Origin of the sequence: Brevibacillus agri, from assembly GCF_004117055.1 — a bacterium.
Lineage (GTDB): Bacteria > Bacillota > Bacilli > Brevibacillales > Brevibacillaceae > Brevibacillus > Brevibacillus agri.
In genome coordinates, this window is sequence record NZ_CP026363.1 from 4,212,160 (window position 1) to 4,232,523 (window position 20,364).

Below are 20,364 nucleotides of genomic sequence, written 5' to 3' on the forward strand. Positions count from 1 at the left end.
GAGGACCTTGTACAACGTCTCCAAGGCTGCTCCTCCCCATGATTCATATTGTCGGCTTTGGCCCTGTCCAAAAGGGCATGGGACCGCACCCGTCTGGGAAAAAAAGTGCGGAACTCTCTGCCAAATCCTAATTATACTCTCGATTGAAATATCGTTCAACAAGGGTTTGTTTTCATGCCGAACCGGAAGTGTCCAAAAATACGGTCAGCGGCCCGGTCACATAAACTTGGCAGGCAAGCCGATACCCTTGCTGCACGGCTTCTCCCAGACGGTATTGCTCGGTCTCGGACGGCGGAGGAGCCGAGCCTGCTGGAATATTCATCCTGACCATACAAGTTCGACACTTTCCCGTCGTGCAGAAAAAATCGATCGGAAGCTGCGCGCGCACCAGCGCCATCAGCAAGTTTTCCCCCCGCGCAAGCGAGATGCTGCGCTCCTTGCCGCCTTCCCATACGGTTGCTGCGAACTGCTCCGGACGGTTGCTTCCCATCCCCACACGCTTTCCCTCCCCGCTTCTGATCGAAAAACAGTGCGCCCTACTTGGACAGGCTCGCTCCGATAATATAAGAAAAGCCGATGGACAGGACCATCGCGATGAAGCCGATCGCCCTGTTGTCATTGGCTATTTCCTCATCCACCTTGAACGAGGGGGTCATAAATTCAAAAATAAAGTAAGCGATCAGAAGCAAGCAAAAACCGAATGAACCCCAGATCAAAGCCTGCCCTAAAGAAAGATTCGCCTGAATCGAATAGCGGAAAACATTGGCGATGCCAAAAATTTTTCCGCCCGTTGCCATCGCGACGGCCATGTTCCCACGTTTCAGCTCTGCCCATACACGATAGCGCGTCACCAGCTCGAAAATCGCCAAAAACAAAATCATCGCGAGTCCGGTAACGGTAAAGTAAGCAGCAGTTGCAAAATATGGATTGTGCAGAAGGCCTGCCATGGAATCTCCTCCCGACATCTCTATTTCAGTTCGGCAATGGTCGCGCCAACGCCGCCTTCCCCCTGTCCGCCCAGGCGGAAAGATTTGACGTTGCGGTGGCTTCTTAAATATTCATGCACACCTTTGCGCAAAACGCCCGTACCGTGTCCGTGAATGATGGAAACCGAGTGCAGTCCAGCCAAAAGCGCATCGTCGAGAAACTGGTCCATTTCCCGGATGGCGTCCTCGACGTTGTATCCGCGCAAGTCGAGGTCCATTTTAATGCTGGCCGTTCTGCGCTTGACGGATGTGTACGGCGCGGCTTGCGGCTTTTGCGTAATCGAGTTTTGCACGTTCATGTCTTCGCGTCTGACCTTCATTTTCATAATGCCGATCTGGACGAGAAACTCGTCGTTGTTCACCTTTTCCAGCACGGTTCCTTTTTGGCCGAAGCTGGTGACCATGACTTCATCGCCCACCTTGATCTGGGTGGCGCGAACGGCCTTGGCCGGCTTTTTCACTTTTTCCTTCTCCAGCTCAAGCACGGCATTGCCGAGTCGTTTTTTCGCATCGATCAGCCGGTGCTCCTTGATCTCCACGCCTTCGTCTCTCATCTCGCGCAGCTCGCGAATGATCGTCTCCGCCTCTTCTTTTGCCAATTGAACGGCGATCCGCGCTTCGTCTTCCGCCCGTTCCATCAGCTTGTTTTTCTCCTCGGCAAACCGGGCGCGTTCTTCCTCGAGCTGACGGCGCAATTCCTCCGCTTCTTTTCTCGCCGCCGCTGCCGCCAGTCGGTCAGCCTCGGCGGATTTGCGGTTGCGCTCCAGAGAAGCGATCATGCTCTCCACCTGGTTGTCTTCCTCACTGATGGAGCCGCGGGCCACCTCGATGATCGCCTCGGGCAGTCCGAGACGTCTGGCGATGGCAAAAGCGTTGGAGCGTCCCGGCACGCCGACGAGCAAACGGTACGTCGGGCGCAAGGTTTGCACGTCAAATTCCACGCTGGCGTTGATGACCTCGGGCCTGTCGTACGCATACGCCTTCAGCTCGCTGTAGTGCGTAGTGGCGACCAGTCTGGCTCCAGAGTCAATCACGTGGTCGATGATCGACATGGCGAGCGCCGCCCCTTCTGTCGGGTCCGTACCCGCTCCCAGCTCGTCGAACAGCACGAGGCTTTTCGCGTCCATCTTTTCCAGAATGGAAATGATGTTTTTCATATGGCTGGAAAAGGTGGAAAGGCTTTGCTCGATAGACTGTTCATCCCCAATGTCGGCAAACACGGAAGAAAACACCGTCATCTCGCTCTCTTCTTCTGCCGGAATGTGCAGTCCCGCCATCGCCATCAGCGACAAAAGCCCGATCGTTTTAAGCGAGACGGTTTTCCCGCCCGTGTTCGGACCCGTCACGACGATCGCCTGGTACTCGCCGCCCAGCTCGACGTCGACAGGAACGACGACCTCGCGCGGGATCAGCGGATGGCGCGCTTTTTTCATGTTCAAATAGCCGCGGTCGTTCAGCTTGGGACAGACGGCTTTCATGCTCCAGGCAAGCTGGGCTTTGGCGAACATGAAGTCAAGCTCGGTCAGCGCATCGACATTCTCGACGAGCGCATCCACGGCAAAAGCGACTTGCTCGGTGAGCAGGTACAAAATCCGCTCTACCTCGCGCTCTTCCCGCAGTCGCAGTTCACGCAGCTTGTTGTTCATCGACACGATCACTTCCGGCTCGATGAACAGCGTAGCTCCGGAAGCGGACTGGTCGTGGACAATCCCGCCGAACACGTGGCGGTATTCCTGCTTCACGGGAATGACAAAGCGATCGCCGCGAATCGTGACGATGTTTTCCATCAGCATTTTTTGATAAGAAGAGGAGCGCGTCATCTGGTCCAGCTTTTCCCGGATGCGCGACTCCACCTGCCTGATCTCCTGGCGCACTTGGCGCAGCTCCATGCTGGCGCTGTCCATGACGTCTCCGTTTTCGTCAATACAGCGGCGAATTTCCATTTCCAGCTCGCGCAAGCCTTCGATGCGCTCGGCTTGCTGCTTTATGAGCGGCATTTCGTGGTCCTCGCACATGTCCAGCAAAAACGTCTTCAAACGGCGCCCCGCCATGACCGTGCTGGCGATGTCCAATAGCTCCATCGGCGCGAGCATCGCATTCAGCCTGGCGCGCTGCACAGAACCGCGGATATCGCGAATGCCGCCGAGCGGAGCGCTGCCTTTCAGGCGCAGGACAGTGGCAGCCTCTTCGGTGCCCTGCTGGGCGATTTTCACTTCGTCCAGCCGCACGAAGGGGGTCAGTTCCGCTGCTTTTTCTTTTCCATATGTGCAAGATGCCTTGTCGACTAACAGGGCGATAATTTTATCGTATTCCAAAGTTTTTAATACCCGTTGTTCCACTGTATCCTCCTTATTTCCTCACCGGCGACCGTCGGACTTAAGCGGATAAGTACAACGGTCTGAACCTTCAATCACTGCGATTTCCTCATTATATCATGTCAGCCGTTCCAAGGATAATTTTACACGCACCCGCTTTGGCATAGTTCGGCTCGGAAATAGCCAGAATGAAAATGAACCAATCCAAAAGGAGGAGTTTACATGACGATCATGCGTCATCTCGTCCGCTTCGTCGTCGCTTCCGTCGTCCTGATGTTCGTCGGCTTTCTGGTACCCGGGTTTTCTGTAAGCAGCTTCTGGACTGCTTTTCTTGCCGCTGTCGTAATCGCCCTCTTGGGCTGGGTCGTGGAAGCCATGTTCGGAGATCGCATTTCCCCCTACAATCGCGGAATCATCGGCTTCCTCGTCAGCGCTGTCGTGATCTACCTGACACAGTTTATCGTCTCCGGTTTCCATGTGACTGTCATCGGAGCGCTTCTGGCGTCTTTGGTAATCGGGATCATCGACCTGTTCATTCCGATCAAGACCCATATGGACATGCGCAATGGGGATGCCGGAAACCGCCAGGAAACGTAAGATCCGCTTTACGCGAAAAGAGCCAACCCGTCACATGCGGGCTGGCTCTTTTTCAGTTTGATCGGCCTTCTATTGCGGTTGTGCAGACTGGCGATGAATCATCCCAGCCAGGTAGCCTGCGCCAAAGCCATTGTCGATATTGACTACCGCGACTCCGTTAGCACACGAGTTGAGCATGGTCAACAGCGCCGAAACGCCGCCAAAGCTGGCGCCGTAGCCGACGCTCGTAGGCACCGCGATAACCGGCTTGTCGACGAGTCCAGCCAGTACGCTGGCGAGCGCCCCCTCCATGCCGGCCACACAGACGATGACGCTGGCACCCCTGATCTCCTCCAGGCGCTGGAACAGCCGATGGATTCCGGCGACCCCCACATCGACAATCACCTTGACCTCACTGCCAAAGCAGCGCGCCGTCCAGGCCGCTTCCTGCGCCACCTGCCAGTCTGACGTGCCCGCTGCCACGACCGCGACGTAGCCGTCACGCTCCGGCACGAGCAGCTCTTTTGTGGACAAAAGCAAGCGCGCCTCTGCTATGTACTGGACGTCTGGCCACCGCTTCCGGACTTTGTCTGCTTGCTGCTCGCTTGCCCTGGTGACCAAAACGAGCTTTTGATGCTCGCGCAGCCGTTCCATAATCCCGACGAGCTGACTGGCGCTTTTGCCCTCTCCGTAGACGACTTCGGGAAATCCCGTCCGCGCTGAACGCGCCAGATCGAGAGTGGCGTAGTCCAGGCGGCTGATCCCGGAAAGCTGCTCCTCGGCCTGCTCCACGCTCAACCGTCCGGAAGCGACTTGCTGCAAAATGCGTTTGACGTCATCCATGCTGTTTTTTCACTTCCGTTCCCAGCACGGCGTTCATGCTGCCCGTCTGATAGCCGAACAAATCGAGCGTCACGTAGGAAAAGCCGATCTCCTGCAGCGTCCTGTTGATCTCGACGTGGTGTGCGAGCAGGCGGCTGAAATCCGCCGGGCTGACCTCAATGCGCGCAATCGTGTCGTGGTGGCGCACCCTGACCTGGTGAAAGCCAAGGCTGAGCAGATAGCCTTCCGCCCGGTCGATCTGGTCGATTTTTTCCAGCGTAATCTCCGAGCCGTAGGGAATCCTGGAGGAAAGACAAGCAAAGGACGGTTTGTTCCACGTAGGCAGCCCCATTTCCTTGGACAGCGCCCTGATCTCGTCTTTGTAAAACCCGGCCTCTTGCAGCGGGCTGCGCACACCGCGCTGGGCGGCAGCCATCCGACCGGGACGGTAGTCGCCGCGATCGTCCATGTTCGCTCCGTCGCAAATGACTGCCTTCCATTTGTTTTCTTCGGCCATCCGGCCCAAATGCTCGTACAGGCCGTCTTTGCAATAAAAGCAGCGGTTCACCGGATTGGACACAAAATTCGGATTTTCCATCTCGCGAATTTCCGTTGTGACAAACCGTGCGCCAAGCTGGGCGGCAAGCCGCTTCGCCGCCTCAAACTCGCGGGTGGGAAACGTTTCCGAAGCGGCAGTCACGGCAATCGCTGCCTCGCCCAGTTCCTCAACCGCCCTCGCCAGCAAAAACGTGCTGTCCACGCCGCCTGAAAACGCCACCAGCACTGTCCCCATTTCGCGCAAGACCGCTCCCAGTTTCTCGTTTTTTTCTGCCAGCGTCCAGTCTTCGCTATCTGTAGTCAGTTGGTTGCCCACTTCCATGAGTTGCCCCTCCTTTTTGTCCAAGCTTTTGCCGCACAACGCGAAAAGAGAGGCCAGCGCCCCTCTTTTCTCCTTAATCTATCGGCTTATCATTTGCATCTTCCTGAAGGATCTTCAGCAGTTCTTCGTACTCCTGCCGCAAGCGGAAGTATTCATCCGCGATGTTTACCGCAGAGAGTACGGCAATTTTAGCGGTGTCCAGTCGATGGTTGCCGTTCGCGATTTCGTTCATCTTGTCATCAACGAAACCGGCCACCATGCGTATGTGATTGACACTTGCCTTGCCACTGAGCCGGTATTGTTGGCCGAAGATATCCACCGTCAAACGATTTTTCCCATCACCTTGCACGAGGGGTTCCTCCCTACTGCGACCTTTGCTCTACTGTATCCTTTTTAGGTTACTGAAAATGTCAGAGTTCGTCAAGCCATCTTACATCCGCAGTTCGGCACCCGTCCGGTTTTTCAACGCTTCGACGACAGCGGTTGTCACCTGCTGGATTTCTTCATCCTGCAAGGTGCGCTCCGCGTGACGGAACACGAGAGCAAACGCCATGCTCTTCTTGTCCTGTGCAATCCGCTCGCCTGTGTACACATCGAACAAGGTCAACGACTCCAGCAGCTCGCCCGCCGCTTCGCGAATAGTCGCTTCCAACGCACCCGCAGGCACGCTGCGGTCTACGACCAGCGCCAGGTCGCGCGTTACAGCCGGGAACTTAGGCAACTGGCTGTAGTGTCCAACCTCGGCAGCCGCCTCGATCAGCACAGCCACATCGAACTGGAACACGTACGTCTCAGACAGATCGTACGCTTTTTCCGTACCTGGGTGTACTTGCCCCAGATAGCCCAACCGTTTGTCGCCTGCCCATACTTCCGCTGTACGGCCTGGGTGCATGCCGGCAATGTCCGCTGCCGCTTTGTACTGGGCTGTGCGGATGCCCAGGCGCGCCAGGAGCGAATCGACAATCCCTTTGACCTGATAAAAGTCTACAGGCTGTTTCGCGCCCATCCAGTTTTGCGGCAAAAGCTGCCCTGTCAGCGCACCTGCCACGTACAGACGCTCTTCCGGAAGCTGCGTCAGCGACTCTTCGCGCGTCAAAAACACGCGGCCCAGCTCAAAAATGGCGACGTCGTGATTTTGCCGATTTTTGTTGTACGCGACGGTTTCCAACAGACTTGGAACGAGGCTGGTGCGCAGCGTGCTATGCTCCTCGCTCATCGGCATCAAGAGGGACACCGGGTTTACTTTTTCCTGATGCAGACCCGCAACTGCCTCCACGCGGTCCGGGTGCACCAGTGCGTAGGAAATCGCCTCGCTCAAGCCCGTGCCGATCAGATGGTGACGGATCGTGCGGCGCAGCTTTTGCTCGTGCGTCAGTTGGCCTTGCGTGGTCGAGCCAGTCGGCAGGCTGGTCGGGATGTTATCGTAGCCGTACAGACGCGCCACTTCCTCCACCAAATCTTCCGGCAGCGTAATGTCGCCGCGTCTCGTCGGCACGGTAACGGTCCAGCTTTCGCCTTCGGTTGTGAACGGAAATTGCAAACGCGTAAAAATCGGGGAAACGTCTGCGGCAGACAGGCTCGTTCCCAGATGTTGATTGATTTTGTCCAAAGTCACCGTGACAACGGCCGGCTTCGCTTCGTTTACGACTGCGGAGCGGATGCCTTTGGACACGCTGGCCCCGGACAGTTGCTGGATCAAAGCAGCGGCACGCTCTCCCGCTTCCTGCACGCGCGCCTGATCGACGCCTTTTTCCCAACGGACGCAGCCTTCTGTGCGCATGCCGAGTGTGCGGGCGGTGCGGCGGACTGTTTTTGGCGTAAACCAGGCGGCTTCGAGAATGATTTCCTTCGTCTCGTTCGTAATCTCGGAGTTGGCTCCGCCCATCACGCCTGCGATGGCCAAGCCTTTTGCCGGGTCGGCGATCAAGAGAGTCTGCTCATCCAGTTCGCGCTCCTGGTCATCCAAAGTAACGAGCTTTTCCCCTGCGTTTGCCAGGCGGACGACAATTTTGCGGTCCTGAACCTGCGCCGCGTCAAACGCGTGCAGCGGCTGCCCGTACTCCAGCAAAACGTAGTTGGTGACGTCTACCACGTTGTTGATCGGGCGAATGCCTGCTGCCATCAGGCGATTTTTCATCCATTGCGGGGAAGACGCAATTTTGGCATTCGTGAAGTGGCGGCCGTGGTATTGGTAGCATTCGTTTTCGGCTGCGATCGTAACTTCCAGCGGGTTCTCCCCGCCGTCTTCGGTCAGCTCGATTTGCGGCAGCACCACTTCTTTGCCCAAGATAGCGGCCACCTCGTAGGCAACGCCGAGCATGCTCAGGCAGTCAGAGCGGTTTGGCGTCAGGCCAAGCTCCAGCACGTAGTCGTCCAGCCCGAGGTAGGAGACTGCGTCCATACCGATTTCCGCATCCTCCGGCAACACCATGATGCCTTCCTGCTGGTCTTTTGCCAGCAGCTTGTCGTTTAGCCCCAACTCTTTTGCCGAGCAAATCATGCCCTGGGATTCCACGCCGCGCAACTTGGAGCGCTTGATGTTCAGGCCCCCGGGCAGTTTTGCGCCGATCAGCGCGACGGGTACTTTTTGCCCTTTGTCTACGTTTGGCGCTCCGCAGACGATTTGCAGGTCTTCGCCTTGCCCCGCATCGACCACGCATACGCTCAGACGGTCAGCGTCCGGGTGCTTGCTGCGTTCTTTGACATACCCGATCACTACACCGGAAACACCTGCGTTGCGCGATTCTACTGCGTCTACCTCAATCCCGCTGCGAGTCAGCTTCTCAGCCAGCTCCTGGGGCGTCGTTCCACTCAGATCGACGTATTCGGATAACCATTGATACGATACCTTCATCTTTGCCTCTCCTCTCTAGCCTCGGTTGAACTGACGCAGGAAACGAACGTCGTTGGTATAAAAATGGCGGATGTCCTCCACGCCGTATTTGAGCATCGCGATACGCTCTACCCCCATTCCGAAAGCAAAGCCGCTGACTTCCTGCGGATTGTAGCCGGCCATTTCCAGCACGCGCGGGTGCACCATGCCGGAGCCCAAAATCTCGATCCAGCCCGTTTGCTTGCACACGCGGCAGCCGTGACCGCCGCAGTTGAAGCATTGCAGGTCGACCTCTGCGCTAGGCTCGGTGAACGGGAAGAAGCTCGGACGCAGGCGAATTTGCTGGTTTTCCCCGAACATTTGGCGGGCAAACGTCAGCAGAATCCCTTTCAGATCGCTCATGCCGATGCCTTTGTCAACCACGAGGCCCTCGATCTGCGTGAACTGGTGGGAGTGGGTCGCATCGTCATCGTCGCGGCGATACACTTTTCCGGGACAGATGATCTTCACAGGCGTCTTGCCTTCTTTTTTCAGCATCGTCCGCGCCTGCACCGGAGACGTATGGGTGCGCATCAAAATTTCGTCCGTCACGTAAAACGTATCCTGCATGTCGCGCGCCGGATGGTCTTTTGGCAGGTTGAGCATTTCGAAGTTGAAGTGGTCCATCTCCACTTCTGGTCCTTCTGCCACCTCGAAGCCCAGACCGATGAAAATGTCTTCGATCTCCTCGATGATGCGGGAGAGCGGGTGCATCGTTCCGGCAGGCACCGGACGCCCTGGCAAGGTTACGTCTACCGTCTGGGACGACAGCTTCGCGTTCAGCGCCGCTTCTTCAATCGCCTGCTGCTTTCTGGAAAAAGCTGTCTCCAGCGCTTCCCGCACTTCGTTGACCAGTTGCCCGACTACCGGACGCTCTTCGGGAGACAGGCTGCCCATCCCGCGCAGCAGTTCTGTCAGCTCGCCCTTTTTCCCCAAATATTTGACGCGCAACTCCTGAAGTTGTGCAGCTTCCGTCACCTGGCTGATTTGCCCCAGCCCGGACTCCTTCATTTCTTGCAACCGAGTTTGCACTTCGTATCGCTCCTTTTTTCTGTAGATAAAAAAAGAAAAACCCGCCCCAAAAAGGGACGAGTTACTTTTTTCTCGCGGTACCACCCTTGTTAGACAGACGGCTCGCTTTCGTGACAAAGCTGTGACAATATCACTAACAGCGAACGAGACTTCTGTCTCACTTCAGCTCATTGGTAACGGGAATGACCCGGCTGCTCCTACTGCGCGAAAGCGGTTCAGAGTGCGGCTTCGGAGTGAATTCGGCAGCTATCGTGCTAAAGATGCTCGCAGTCTGTGGCACCTTCTCCCTGAAAAACAGATAGGACCTGCGTACTAGTCTCCGTCATCGCTTTGCGTTATAATCGAGATGTAGGAAAATTATAGCGCAACAAGAGAGAACTTTCAATTATACAAATGTTACATATCACTTGTTCTCCCTAGTTCGATTTTCGCGAATCCGAAAGGGGACTTTTGACATGATCGAGAAGGTTACGGCCCTTTATGATAAGACATGCGTCTGTCGGCATTGCCAAGCGACTTTTTCCACCAAACGGATCAGAACCGGCGCTCTTACCATGATTCACCGCGACAGCGACTTCTATACCACGTTCAAGGAGCAGTCGCTGAATCCGATTTTATATACCGTCAACGTCTGCCCGGTATGCGGCTTCGCCTTCACCGATCAGTTCACAAGCAAGCTCGCTCCGTGGCAAAAACAGGCCGTCGAGGAGCACATCTCCATGAAGTGGCAGCCAAAAGATTTCGGCTCCATTCGCAAGGTGCAGGAAGCGATTGTCAGCTACAAGCTGGCGATTTACGCCGCCGAGCTGACCGATCAGCCGCACTCGGTCAAAGCGGGCCTGTACTTGCGGCTCGCCTGGCTGTACCGCTACATGGACAATCTCCCGGAAGAGCTGCGCTTCATCGCGATGGCGGTCGACGAGTACGAGGAATCGTACATTCACTCCGACTATGCCCGCGGTGACAAGGAAATGTCCGAGGTCAGACTGCTGTACCTGATCGGCGAGCTGTACCGCCGTCTGGAAAAATTCGAACTGGCGATCAAATATTTCGGCAAGGCGCTCGCTTTTCGCAACCATACGATTGAGAGCGGTATCATCCGCATGGCGCAGGATCAGTGGCAACTGGCGCGCGAGGAATTTAAAGAGAAAAAAAGCGAGCAAAAGATCGGCTGATAGCGGCATGAATGCAGGTATTTCAACTTTGTTGTTGGAATGCCTTTTTGTTTTTCTTTTGCATGGCGCAGGGAGAAGCGAAAGAGGTAGCGCCGGAGAATGGTTTTCTCTGAACGGCTCTCGCCTTTTTGCCTTTTGTTTTGTGCGAGCGGGCGGCAGATCAGTTCGCGGCTGTCAGCGCTGAGCTCGCCAAGCAAGGGGAGGCGGACTTTTTAACGCCTTCGCCTACCTGGTCCACGATGCCAGCGAACTCGTTGCCGGGAATTTGCGGAAGCTTTACGGAAATGCCTTGGGGTGTCCAGCCGCTTCGGATCGCGCAATCGTAATGCTGTACCCCGGCCGTTTTCACGCGGACCCTAACTTGCCCCGGACCCGCCTGCGGATCGGGAAACGTCATGACCTCCATGACCTCTGGTCCGCCTATTGAACGAAATGCTGCTGCTCTCATTGTGCAACTCTCCTATATTTTTCCGGATTGGGTAACAACGTTTAACGCAATGTTTTTAATGCGCCGCTCCAGGCAATCAGTTCGTCTAGCATGGCGTTTACTTTACCTACGTGCAGTTCGGCGGGGTTGAATGTTTGGAAATTTTCGAAATCGGCAAAGATCGAAAATGTCGGGTGCGCGCGGACGTCTGCCACGAGCAGCTCTCCCAAAATTCCGCGCAAATGCTCGGCTGCACGCGCCCCGCCCGTCGATCCGTAGCTGACGATGCCCGCAGCCTTGTTGTTCCATTCCGTGCGTGCCGAATCCAGCGCGTTTTTCAATGCTCCCGTGATGCTGTGATTGTACTCCTGGACGATGAACACGAATCCATCCAAGCTGGAAAGCTTTTTGGACCAAGCGACCAGGCCAGGCTCATTGCCTGTGCCTTCCCCGAAAAAAGGCAATTGAAACTCGGCGATATCTACAATTTCATACGTCGCATCTCCGCGGTCATCGGCAATGCCTTTCACCCAGTTTGCGACTTGCGGGCTTACCCGCCCTTGGCGCGTGCTTCCCAAAATAATGCCAATTTGCAATTGTTTCATGAAGAATCCTCCCATCATTCGATGTTTGTTCGCTTCGTGTCCTCCACCTTTTGAGCGGCTTTCCTGTTCCTTCCGCGTTGCCTATCACCATACGGCTACGGCACATAGGCATATAACAAAACCATACTATGCTCGTGCAGAGCGCCCCAAGAACCAGGAAAGCTGGATGGAAACGGGCGCGCGAGGCAGGTGTGAGGCGAATTTTCGCTAGGCTGTTTGCTGGTGGGCGGCACCTTTCTGGACGCTCAGCCTCCCCTCTGTCCACTCTTCCACTCTGACACTGCCCAGCGAGTCACTTGGGAGACGTTGAGCCAAAGTGTGTTGTGCTCCTTGCATGCTTTATTTTACAATCACTTACATATAAACAAAAATATATCTTAAATCATACAGATCATATACTCAGGTATATAGGAAAGGAGAGCATGCGCATGGAGTTGTTGCAGTTGCACTATTTTCGCACGGTAGCCCGGACGGAGCACATGACGAAGGCAGCCCAGGAGCTGTGCATCGCGCAGCCTGCGCTGAGCAAGACGATTTCGAGGCTGGAGGAAGACTTGGGAGTTCCCTTGTTCGACCGACACAGAGGCCGGATTCGTCTGAATGCGTTCGGCAAAGCTTTTCTGGACAAAGTCGAAAAGGCGCTCACCCTGCTGGAAGAAGGCAGAAAAGAAGTGTCCGAGCTGGCCGGACTTGAACAAGGGAGCATTCACCTCGCCACGTCGACGCTGGATCGGTTGACGGATGCGCTGGGCGAGTTTCTCGCGCTGTATCCGGAAGTCAGCTTTCGGATTACGCAAGCTTCGATGGAAGAAATGACGCAGTTGGTGGAGGCTGGCGAAGTCGACATGTGCTTTACAGCGCTGCCAATCAATCGGCCCGACATTAGCGCGGTGTCCCTCCTGAAAGAAGAAGTGTACCTGGCCGTTCCCCACGGACATCGGTTTGCGGGGAGGAAAAGCGTTCGCTTGAGCGAACTGGCGGAGGACCCGTTTATCGGGTACAAGGAAGGGTTTCCTTTTCAAAAAATGAACGATTTGTTTTTCCGAGAAGCCGGGATCACGCCTAACTTCGTCTGCCGGGTCGACGAGCCTGCCGCCATTGCCAGCCTCGTCCGGGCGGGGCTAGGCGTCGCGCTCGTAGGCAACTGCGGAGGCCCGGGCTCCCCGCTGAACCTGCTGCGGATTGAGTTTCCCGTGTGCCAGCGCAATTTCCAGATTGCCTGGAACGAGAAGCGGTACTTATCGCTTGCTGCGCGTAAGTTTCGCAACTTTCTCATCGGGTACTTTGCGGAAGTGGGGGAAACCGGGGAATGAGAAGCGCGGTGAGGTAGGGTGTCGGTGGTGGTGAGGTGCGGACTTTGATGCGGCGTGAGGCGGCGCGGGCTGTGATACGGCGCAAACTGTAATGCCACGCGAGCTAAATCGCACCATCCAGAAACTACAGCACGCCCCCTTTCACCTTGCCCTGCTGATCGCCCTCCCAAAATTCACACGAAAAAAAACAGGGACACTGGACTCTTTTCCCCAGTATCCCTGCTTTGCTGTCACTGTCTTCTGTTGCGCTGCGCTTCATACACAAAAATGCCCGCCGCGACGGCGGCATTCAGCGATTCCGCTTTGCCGTACAGCGGAATGTGCACGAGCTGGTCGGCGCAGGCCAGCATCTCTTTGGACACGCCTCGGCCTTCGTTGCCGATGACGAGCGCGATCTTGCCGCAATAATTCGCCTGATCGTAGGACACGCTGTCTTGTGCCAAGGACGAGACGAGGACACGCCCGCCTTGCTGCTTCCACTCGTTTGCCGTGGCAGCGAGCTCCCGCGAAAAGACAGGCAGGCGGAACATGGCGCCCATCGTGGCCCGCACGACTTTTCCGTTGTAAATGTCGACGCTGCCCTTGCCCAGCACGACTCCATCCACACCGGCGGCCTCTGCCGTTCGCAAAATCGTGCCCAAATTGCCCGGGTCCTGGATTTCATCGAGGAACAAAAGCAGGGCATTTTCCTTGGCTGACAGCTTGTCAACCCATTCGTCCCACTGACTCGCCGTCTTCTTCACTGCCGCGACGATTCCTTGCGGCGATTTCGTTTCCGACAGCTTGGCCAAAACCGCAGCGGACGCCGCGATTACTTGCGTAGCCTGGGGATGGTTCGCCAATGCCCGCTGGCAGGCGGGATCGAGGCTGCGCTCCTGATCGTACAGGATGGTCGTCACTTCCGCCCCGCTGTTCAGCGCCTCCTCCACCAGATGCGCGCCTTCGACGAGGTAGCGTCCCTGCTCCTCCCGGCCTTTTTTATCGAGCAACTGGTGCAGTCTTTTCACCAGCGGATTTTGAACTGAAGTAATGATTTCATGTGCCATCGTTATGCCCGCTCCTCAAATGCTTTCAAGTCTTTGTTGTTTCCGATTACAACAAGAACGTCTCCGTACTGGATCACTTCATCCGGGCTTGGAGCGATGTTGAATTTGTCCCCGCTTTTGATCGCGATGACGTTGACCTCGTACTTTCTGCGGATGTCGAGCTGTCTCAAGTTTTGCCCGACCAGCTTGGACGATACGACGACCTCTGCCACGCTGTAGTCCTCCGCCAGCTCGATAAAGTCGAGGACGTTTGCGGAGATGAGATTGTGCGCCACACGCACGCCCATGTCCCGCTCCGGGAAAACGACGCGGTCGGCCCCTACTTTGTACAACACTTGTCCGTGCCGCTCATTTTGCGCTTTGGCGACGATTTTTTTCACGCCCAGCTCCTTCAGCGTCAAGACAGTGAGGATGCTCGCCTGAATGTCGACCCCGATCGCCACGACCACTACGTCGAAGTTGCGAATGCCGATTTCCTTCAAGGCGCGTTCATCTGTCGAATCAGCCGCGACAGCGTGGGTGACATACTGAATATTTTCATTGATGCGCTCTTCGTTTTCATCAATGCCCATGACTTCGTAATCCATCTCGTACAGCGTCCTGGCAACACTGGAACCAAAACGGCCCATTCCGATGATGGCAAACTGTTTTGACATGCTGATCTTCTCCTTCGATCCTATATCCAATAACTTGCATTATAGCATTAGACAGCGTAGCTTTGCACAGGCGAAACCAAAAGATGCCCGTGTCCAATGAAATCGCTTCGCGACAAAGGGGTATGAGCAATCCGGCGAAGACAAATACTAACTCATGAATTTATTCTCACAAGAGAGGTGCTGGCTAAGGTATGAACATTGCCTCGCTCAATTTGCGTCAAGCGATCATGTACAAAATGCAAGGCTCGGATTCCGGAGCGGTAGAAGAAACGATCAGCGATGCGATCGCAAGCGGCCAGGAAAAAACCTTGCCTGGTCTCGGCGTCCTGTTTGAAGTGCTGTGGCAAAACAGCGATGCTTCCTCCCGCCAGGAGATGGTCGAAACTATCGCTTCCCATCTGCCCGCTCAAGCGGAAAAGCCGATTTAATTGGAAAGCCAACCGAACACGAGCAAAAGGGAGAGACGCCACTACGTCTCTCCCTTTTTGTCTTCTGCCACCTGCTGCGAGGAGCGCGAACGAATCAACTGAAGCACAGCCAGCAAAATCGGAAAGAGCACCGTTGGCAAGTAGCTGAAATACGTCAGCTTTTGGGCGTAGGCAAAAAATTCGACGATGTTTTGCGGCCACAGCGCGACGTAAAAAAGCGGGAAGAAGAAGATCAGCGCGATGATTCGCTGAAAGCGGATCCCTTTTTTCAACCACAGCCGCGTGGCGAAAATCATCGAGTAGTACATGTTGCCGAACGTCGTAAACACGGACGCCATCCAGATCGTGAGAAAAGCCGACTCTATCCGTTCCAGAAACCAGCCGGTTTGTTGCGCGGTTTTGACCATATCCAGCGTCGGCCAGATCAGATGCTGCAACTCCTCGTAGCCAAACACCACGATGCCCGCCGCAGCGGTCAGCACATACGACACGATCGTGAAGGCAAACCCGCTCCAGGCCGCCAGCGAAATCCGCGCTCCCGGCATCGCCAGCCCGAAGTAGATCATCATCAGCTCAAATCCCGTGTACATCGTAAACGTTCCAATCGCGGTGCTGGCCACTCCCTGCCATGAATCAATGTGCAGCGGCAGCAGATTGTACCAGTTCGCACTGTTGATCGTCACGTACGGGATGATGAGGATCGGCACAAACATGATCGGAAACAACAGCTCGTTGACCCTGACCAGCACCTCGAACTCGTGCATGCACAAGTACAAGACGATCAAAAGCAAAGTCAGCAAAATCACTTCAAGGGGCGTGTCCAGCAGGACAGACGTGACAATGACCTCGCCAAACCCGCGGGCGACCATCGCCGTATTCAAAAATTGAAACAGGAGGTACAAAAGCACCCACGGGATGTTGAGAATTTTTCCCAACCACGGGTGCCGATGGCCGCCAAAGACGAGCGGGCCGTACTCTACAAAGGTCAGTCCTGGATACTGCCTGCTCAAATAGATGATCGCCATAAGAGGGATAACCACAATCAACCCGCCAACGAGAGGCCCCAGCCAGCCCACTTCCTGCAGTTCCGTGCTGGCGGTACGCGGTAAGGTAAGGATTCCCACCCCGATCATCGAGCTAATCAGGATTGCGATTAGTTGCCATGTACTGATGTTGCCCCTTTGATTTCCCATCTTTATCGGCTCCTATTGCATTTCCATACCTAAACGGCGAATTTTGATCGTATAGTCAACGCCAATTGGAAAATTTTTAAAATCCTTCTTCCAGTCGTGCTTCTCCCAGTAATCCCGGTAGTGGTGCGCTCGAAGCGCCAGCCCGAGCCTCAAAATGTCGCTGTTGTACTCCTTTTGCAACTGGTGAAACAGCTTTTTCGCCCGTTCCTCCATCTCCTTTTTAATCAAGCTCTGCATTTTCTGGATGAAAACTTCCGGGGACATGTTCGTATTGGCGGTCACTTCCACGATATCTCCCTGCAGCTCGCAGGAAAACATCGCGGCAAGCGCCCCTTTGTTGTTCCTTCCTTTCAAATCCAGTCTCGTTTTGACAAAGTGAGGCCGGAATGTCACATAGCCGTTGTCCGTACCGGGCAGCGGGATGACGACATCGCCCCCGCGCTCTTCGTTTCGCAGTTGCAAAAACGACCACGACTGCACTTCGTTGAGCGTCCCTACCATTTTGTGCCCGCGAAAGACGGCCACGCCTCTCCAGCGTACCTCGGTCGCGCTCGCCTGAACGTAGTTGAGAAAAGGCTCCATCGTCTTGTTCGAGGTCTGGTTGAAGTAGTCTCCCAGCGTCTGATCGGGAATCGTGCCCATCTTCGCTCCGTTTTCGATCAGGTCCATCAGAAACACGACGGGGACTTGCGCGAGCTGCGGCTTGATTTTGAGCAAGGTGGCCGCTTCCCCCTTGACGACGATCGGCCACATCAGGCGGCGGATTTGCGGCTCCCGGCGAAAGCTGTCCATAATGTCGCCGATGCCTTTTCTCGCTACTTCTTCACTGACGGCAAGCACGCGGGTATGGCCCAAAAACAGCTTCTGGTTCAGCCGAATTTGCAGATTGTTGTTGGCATCGAGAATCGTCCGGCCCGTCACGCTCATGATCTTGACCGCATCGGCATTTCCGCCGCCGCCTTGTCCACTGCTTCCGGCGATCTTGATCGGGATCGGAATTTGCACAGTCAATCTGTACAACTCTTCTTGTCCCTCTACCATATCTACCGCAATGGCAAGTACGGAAGTGCGCTCCTCCAGCTCCCTTCTGTCCCAGCAGCCCGTCAAAAGAGAGACGCACACGCACAGAACTGCCAGCCCAAGCCATCCTTTAGCCATCTGCATTCCTCTCCTTTTGTTTTCGCCCCAGGTCCCGGATGAAAAGCATTGTCAAATAGAGAATAGGGATCCCCAAATTGAGGATGAGGCTGTAAACGCCCAAATAGGAGCTGATCCAAAACAGTTCTACGATGTTTTGCGGCCACAGCGCGATAAAGTAAAGGGGGATGAACATGACTGCCGAGAGGATTCGCTGAAAACCCATCCCTCTGTTGAACAACTGGCGCAAGCCGTAAATGAAAGCGTAGTAGGCGTTGGCCACGGTAGTAAAAACAGCCGTTACCCACACGGCCAGAAAGGCGGATTCCAGCCTTTCCAAAATCAGTCCCGGCACCTGTGTGGTCTTCACCAGCTCCAAGGTTGGCCAGGCTACACGCTGCAGCTCCTCGTAGCCGAAGACGACGATGCCCGCCACTACGATCAAGGTGTAGACGACCAGCGTGATCGCGATGCCGTAAAAACCAGCTTTTACTTTGCTCTTGTTTTCGTGCGCGTAGGCGAAAAAAATGAGCATGATTTCGTAGCCGGAAAAAGAGTAGACCGCTTCGTAAGCTCCCTTGAGCAGCGACGGGCCGGTCGCTCGAAAAAGCGGCAGCAGATTGTTCCACTCCGCTTTTTGAAACGAGGCGAGCGCAATGAACAGCACAGGGAGCAAAACGAGCGGCAGCAACAGCTCATTGATCCGGGCCACGACATCCAGATCGTGCAACGTGAGGATGAATGCCAGCGCAAACATGGTAATAATGATGACTTCCAGCGGTGTGTCGAGCAAAACGGAAGTCACTACGACTTCGCCAAAGATGCGGGAGACAAGCCCGGTCGCAAGGTACATGAAGCCGAGATAGGCGAGAATCCAGGGGAAGCTGAGCCACTTGCCCAGCCGCGAATTTTTTTTGGCCCCCCAGACGATCGTGCTGTACTCGACGAAGGTCATTCCCGGAAAACGCTGGCTGAGCTTTGCGATCATCCAGACAGACACAAAGGCAATGACGGAACCGAATACAGGCGACATCCAGCCCGCTTCATACAAGATGGCTGAGGTGGAACGCGGCAATGTCAAAATGCCTACGCCGATCAGCGTACTGGTAATCAAGGACGTCTGCTGCCACAAGGAAAACGTTTGTTGTCGGCTGCTCACGTCCTGCCTGCTCACGGTTTTTCATCCTCTCTCATGCGGATTTCATCCTGGATGTGAAACATCGTCGGGCGAGTTCTCAACAAGTGATGGGGCGCACGGATGAACAAATCCTTCATCCCCTTCAGATTCAACGGGCTAAGCGGCGACATGTAGGGCACGCCGAACGACTTGAGCGATGACAAATGAATCAGGATGACGATCAAAAACAGCATGATTCCGTACAGGCCGAACATTCCTGCGAGCAGCATGACCGGGAAGCGCAGCATCCGAATGGCAATCGCCGCACTGTAGCTGGGCGAAGCAAAGGAACCGATGGTCGTCACCGCCACGATGATAACCATGACAGGGCTGACCAGACCCGCGGATACGGCTGCCTCCCCGACCACCAGCGCCCCGACGATCCCGATCGTAGGTCCGATCGGCCCTGGCAGCCGGACGCTCGCCTCCCGCAAAATCTCAATCGCCAGCTCCATGAACAGCGCCTCTACCAGCGAAGGAAACGGCACCGTCGATCTCCCTGCCGCCATCGCGATGACGAGCCGGGAAGGAATCATCTCAGGATGAAACGAGCTAAAGGCGATGTAGAGCGAAGGCAACAGCAGCGCAATTGTAATACTGATAATGCGGATAAATCGCAGCAACGTCGCGATGTAAAACCGCTCGTAATAATCCTCTGGACTTTGGTAAAACTGGGAAAAAACAGCCGGGGCAATCAAGGCAAAAGGCGTTCCGTCCACCAGAATGCTCACCTTGCCTTCCAGCAAGTTTGCCACGACCTTGTCCGGCCTCTCCGTATTTTGAATCTGCGGAAAGGGCGACCAGCGGCGGTCCTGAATCAGTTGCTCGATGTAGCCGCTCTCCAAAATCGAATCGACGTTGATTTTCTCCAATCTCGCCAGCATTTCTTGCACCATCGGCGGATGGGCCAGGCCATCAATGTACATGACGTAAACATCTGTCTGCGTCCGTTGGCCGATCACCATATGGTGCACTCTCAGGTTCGGGTCTTTCAGGCGAAACCGGATCAAGGCGGAATTGACGCAGAGCGTCTCGCAAAAGCCGTCCCGCGGCCCGCGCACGACAGACTCGGTCTGCGGCTCGTCGACGCTTCGGCGGTCCCAGCCCCGCGTGTTGTTCAAATACGCTTTGTTGTCGCCATTGCGCATGAGCACGGCGCTTCCTGACAAGATGTTGCGAATGACCTGTCTCAGCCCGTCCGTCGACTCCAGCTCATTGGAGGCAGGAAGAATATCGGGGATTTGCGGGTTGCTCAAGTACGAGATGATGTATTCGCTGATGACGTTGCGATCAACCATCCCGTCGAGAAACACAATCGCGCACTCTGTCCCCCGCTTGTCGCGGAAGCGGCGGACGACCAGATCGTCGCACCTGCCCAGCTCTTGTTCGATCATGATGATGTTTTCGTCCACTTCCAGCGAAAGCTCTTTATCCGCAACACTTTCCATGCTTCTGTCGGCATGATGGTGTAACGCCTTCTCTTGAAGGGTTTTCTTCCGCTTTTGCCACGCTTTCCAAAACTGGCTCAACGCTATCCCCTCCTAGACCGTGGACATGTGAGATCAAGCAAGGTTAGTGTGCCCAAGAAAGGAAATGAAAACCCAGCTTAGGCGAAGAAACTAGACCAAAAAGAAAACACCCCAAGCTCATATAAACAGCGAACTTGGGGTACTGAGAACCTCTGCTGATCCTTCACAAGCAAACGTAATTTTCTCTATCTTATA

Annotated in this window: 19 protein-coding genes and 1 pseudogene; 4 read left to right on the forward strand and 16 right to left on the reverse strand. The window is 55.3% G+C overall.

The annotated features are described in order from the left end of the window. Positions 1 to 172: 172 nt before the first annotated feature. From BA6348_RS20615 to BA6348_RS20625, 3 genes are read right to left on the reverse strand one after another with little or no spacing between them, the layout of a single operon-like run. A complete protein-coding gene (locus BA6348_RS20615; RefSeq protein ID WP_005829262.1) occupies positions 173 to 490 on the reverse strand; it encodes a 2Fe-2S iron-sulfur cluster-binding protein in 318 nt (105 codons plus the stop codon). A 46-nt stretch (positions 491 to 536) separates the two neighbouring features. Beyond that, complete coding sequence (locus tag BA6348_RS20620; protein WP_005829263.1) at positions 537 to 947, reverse strand: DUF350 domain-containing protein; 411 nt, start codon at positions 945 to 947, stop codon at positions 537 to 539. A 20-nt stretch (positions 948 to 967) separates the two neighbouring features. Beyond that, positions 968 to 3,325 carry an endonuclease MutS2 gene (locus BA6348_RS20625; RefSeq protein WP_005829265.1) on the reverse strand — a complete coding sequence of 786 codons (2,358 nt, stop codon included), beginning with the start codon at positions 3,323 to 3,325 and terminating at the stop codon, positions 968 to 970. 198 nt (positions 3,326 to 3,523) lie between these two features. On the opposite strand from BA6348_RS20625, the gene BA6348_RS20630 reads away from it, so the two are divergent. Next, on the forward strand, positions 3,524 to 3,898 hold the full coding sequence (locus BA6348_RS20630) for a phage holin family protein (protein WP_005829266.1): 375 nt from the start codon (positions 3,524 to 3,526) through the stop codon (positions 3,896 to 3,898). Between the two features lie 69 nt (positions 3,899 to 3,967). On the opposite strand, the gene larB is transcribed toward BA6348_RS20630, so the two are convergent. The 5 genes from larB to pheS all read right to left on the reverse strand — a co-directional run bounded on the left by larB (position 3,968) and on the right by pheS (position 9,483). Further along, complete coding sequence (gene larB / locus BA6348_RS20635) at positions 3,968 to 4,720, reverse strand: nickel pincer cofactor biosynthesis protein LarB (RefSeq protein ID WP_007776633.1); 753 nt, start codon at positions 4,718 to 4,720, stop codon at positions 3,968 to 3,970. Next, positions 4,713 to 5,579: an ATP-dependent sacrificial sulfur transferase LarE gene (larE, locus tag BA6348_RS20640; RefSeq protein WP_122952554.1), complete on the reverse strand. Its 867-nt coding sequence runs from the start codon at positions 5,577 to 5,579 to the stop codon at positions 4,713 to 4,715. The genes larB and larE overlap by 8 nt, the downstream gene beginning before the upstream one ends. A gap of 73 nt (positions 5,580 to 5,652) precedes the next feature. Continuing rightward, a complete protein-coding gene (gene zapA, locus BA6348_RS20645) occupies positions 5,653 to 5,928 on the reverse strand; it encodes a cell division protein ZapA (protein WP_005829271.1) in 276 nt (91 codons plus the stop codon). Between the two features lie 81 nt (positions 5,929 to 6,009). Next, positions 6,010 to 8,433, reverse strand: coding sequence for a phenylalanine--tRNA ligase subunit beta (gene pheT / locus BA6348_RS20650; protein ID WP_122952555.1), 2,424 nt, complete (start codon positions 8,431 to 8,433; stop codon positions 6,010 to 6,012). A 15-nt stretch (positions 8,434 to 8,448) separates the two neighbouring features. Next, on the reverse strand, positions 8,449 to 9,483 hold the full coding sequence (gene pheS / locus BA6348_RS20655; RefSeq protein WP_007776621.1) for a phenylalanine--tRNA ligase subunit alpha: 1,035 nt from the start codon (positions 9,481 to 9,483) through the stop codon (positions 8,449 to 8,451). Between the two features lie 455 nt (positions 9,484 to 9,938). Here pheS and BA6348_RS20660 point away from each other — a divergent pair, with 455 nt between their 5' ends. After that, a complete protein-coding gene (locus tag BA6348_RS20660) occupies positions 9,939 to 10,658 on the forward strand; it encodes a DUF2225 domain-containing protein (RefSeq protein WP_025844144.1) in 720 nt (239 codons plus the stop codon). A gap of 214 nt (positions 10,659 to 10,872) precedes the next feature. Here the strand turns inward: BA6348_RS20660 and BA6348_RS20665 are convergent. Together BA6348_RS20665 and BA6348_RS20670 are read right to left on the reverse strand one after the other, a co-directional pair. Continuing rightward, a pseudogene (locus BA6348_RS20665) lies at positions 10,873 to 11,106 on the reverse strand (alcohol dehydrogenase catalytic domain-containing protein); the annotation flags it as partial. Positions 11,107 to 11,147: 41 nt separating this feature from the next. Continuing rightward, on the reverse strand, positions 11,148 to 11,690 hold the full coding sequence (locus tag BA6348_RS20670) for an NADPH-dependent FMN reductase (protein ID WP_025844146.1): 543 nt from the start codon (positions 11,688 to 11,690) through the stop codon (positions 11,148 to 11,150). 428 nt (positions 11,691 to 12,118) lie between these two features. On the opposite strand from BA6348_RS20670, the gene BA6348_RS20675 reads away from it, so the two are divergent. Then, on the forward strand, positions 12,119 to 13,003 hold the full coding sequence (locus tag BA6348_RS20675) for a LysR family transcriptional regulator (protein ID WP_005829284.1): 885 nt from the start codon (positions 12,119 to 12,121) through the stop codon (positions 13,001 to 13,003). A 230-nt stretch (positions 13,004 to 13,233) separates the two neighbouring features. Here BA6348_RS20675 and rlmB read toward each other — a convergent pair whose 3' ends face one another. Both rlmB and BA6348_RS20685 read right to left on the reverse strand, forming a co-directional pair. Further along, a complete protein-coding gene (gene rlmB, locus BA6348_RS20680; protein WP_005829286.1) occupies positions 13,234 to 14,049 on the reverse strand; it encodes a 23S rRNA (guanosine(2251)-2'-O)-methyltransferase RlmB in 816 nt (271 codons plus the stop codon). A 2-nt stretch (positions 14,050 to 14,051) separates the two neighbouring features. After that, entirely contained in the window at positions 14,052 to 14,705 is a 654-nt protein-coding gene (locus BA6348_RS20685) for a potassium channel family protein (protein WP_005829288.1), read from the reverse strand. Positions 14,706 to 14,896: 191 nt separating this feature from the next. Here BA6348_RS20685 and sspI point away from each other — a divergent pair, with 191 nt between their 5' ends. Next, positions 14,897 to 15,133 (forward strand): small acid-soluble spore protein SspI, encoded by a 237-nt coding sequence (gene sspI / locus BA6348_RS20690; protein ID WP_005829290.1) that lies wholly within the window; start codon positions 14,897 to 14,899, stop codon positions 15,131 to 15,133. Between the two features lie 41 nt (positions 15,134 to 15,174). On the opposite strand, the gene BA6348_RS20695 is transcribed toward sspI, so the two are convergent. From BA6348_RS20695 to BA6348_RS20710, 4 genes are read right to left on the reverse strand one after another with little or no spacing between them, the layout of a single operon-like run. After that, a complete protein-coding gene (locus tag BA6348_RS20695; RefSeq protein ID WP_005829292.1) occupies positions 15,175 to 16,326 on the reverse strand; it encodes a GerAB/ArcD/ProY family transporter in 1,152 nt (383 codons plus the stop codon). 12 nt (positions 16,327 to 16,338) lie between these two features. Further along, on the reverse strand, positions 16,339 to 17,484 hold the full coding sequence (locus BA6348_RS20700; RefSeq protein ID WP_026557756.1) for a Ger(x)C family spore germination protein: 1,146 nt from the start codon (positions 17,482 to 17,484) through the stop codon (positions 16,339 to 16,341). Beyond that, entirely contained in the window at positions 17,477 to 18,622 is a 1,146-nt protein-coding gene (locus BA6348_RS20705; RefSeq protein WP_242507395.1) for a GerAB/ArcD/ProY family transporter, read from the reverse strand. The genes BA6348_RS20700 and BA6348_RS20705 overlap by 8 nt, the downstream gene beginning before the upstream one ends. Before the next feature lie 11 nt (positions 18,623 to 18,633). Further along, positions 18,634 to 20,169 (reverse strand): spore germination protein, encoded by a 1,536-nt coding sequence (locus BA6348_RS20710; protein ID WP_122952557.1) that lies wholly within the window; start codon positions 20,167 to 20,169, stop codon positions 18,634 to 18,636. Positions 20,170 to 20,364: the final 195 nt, after the last annotated feature.

Bases quoted from the DNA above. Each gene is read 5' to 3' on its own strand.
- BA6348_RS20660 (WP_025844144.1), top strand. From the start codon at position 9,939: ATGATCGAGAAGGTTACGGCCCTTTATGATAAGACATGCGTCTGTCGG.
- BA6348_RS20630 (WP_005829266.1), top strand. From the start codon at position 3,524: ATGACGATCATGCGTCATCTCGTCCGCTTCGTCGTCGCTTCCGTCGTC.
- larE (WP_122952554.1), bottom strand. From the start codon at position 5,579: ATGGAAGTGGGCAACCAACTGACTACAGATAGCGAAGACTGGACGCTG.
- BA6348_RS20695 (WP_005829292.1), bottom strand. From the start codon at position 16,326: ATGGGAAATCAAAGGGGCAACATCAGTACATGGCAACTAATCGCAATC.
- BA6348_RS20620 (WP_005829263.1), bottom strand. From the start codon at position 947: ATGGCAGGCCTTCTGCACAATCCATATTTTGCAACTGCTGCTTACTTT.
- larB (WP_007776633.1), bottom strand. From the start codon at position 4,720: ATGGATGACGTCAAACGCATTTTGCAGCAAGTCGCTTCCGGACGGTTG.
- sspI (WP_005829290.1), top strand. From the start codon at position 14,897: ATGAACATTGCCTCGCTCAATTTGCGTCAAGCGATCATGTACAAAATG.
- rlmB (WP_005829286.1), bottom strand. From the start codon at position 14,049: ATGGCACATGAAATCATTACTTCAGTTCAAAATCCGCTGGTGAAAAGA.
- BA6348_RS20670 (WP_025844146.1), bottom strand. From the start codon at position 11,690: ATGAAACAATTGCAAATTGGCATTATTTTGGGAAGCACGCGCCAAGGG.
- BA6348_RS20675 (WP_005829284.1), top strand. From the start codon at position 12,119: ATGGAGTTGTTGCAGTTGCACTATTTTCGCACGGTAGCCCGGACGGAG.
- BA6348_RS20700 (WP_026557756.1), bottom strand. From the start codon at position 17,484: ATGGCTAAAGGATGGCTTGGGCTGGCAGTTCTGTGCGTGTGCGTCTCT.
- pheT (WP_122952555.1), bottom strand. From the start codon at position 8,433: ATGAAGGTATCGTATCAATGGTTATCCGAATACGTCGATCTGAGTGGA.
- BA6348_RS20615 (WP_005829262.1), bottom strand. From the start codon at position 490: ATGGGAAGCAACCGTCCGGAGCAGTTCGCAGCAACCGTATGGGAAGGC.
- BA6348_RS20685 (WP_005829288.1), bottom strand. From the start codon at position 14,705: ATGTCAAAACAGTTTGCCATCATCGGAATGGGCCGTTTTGGTTCCAGT.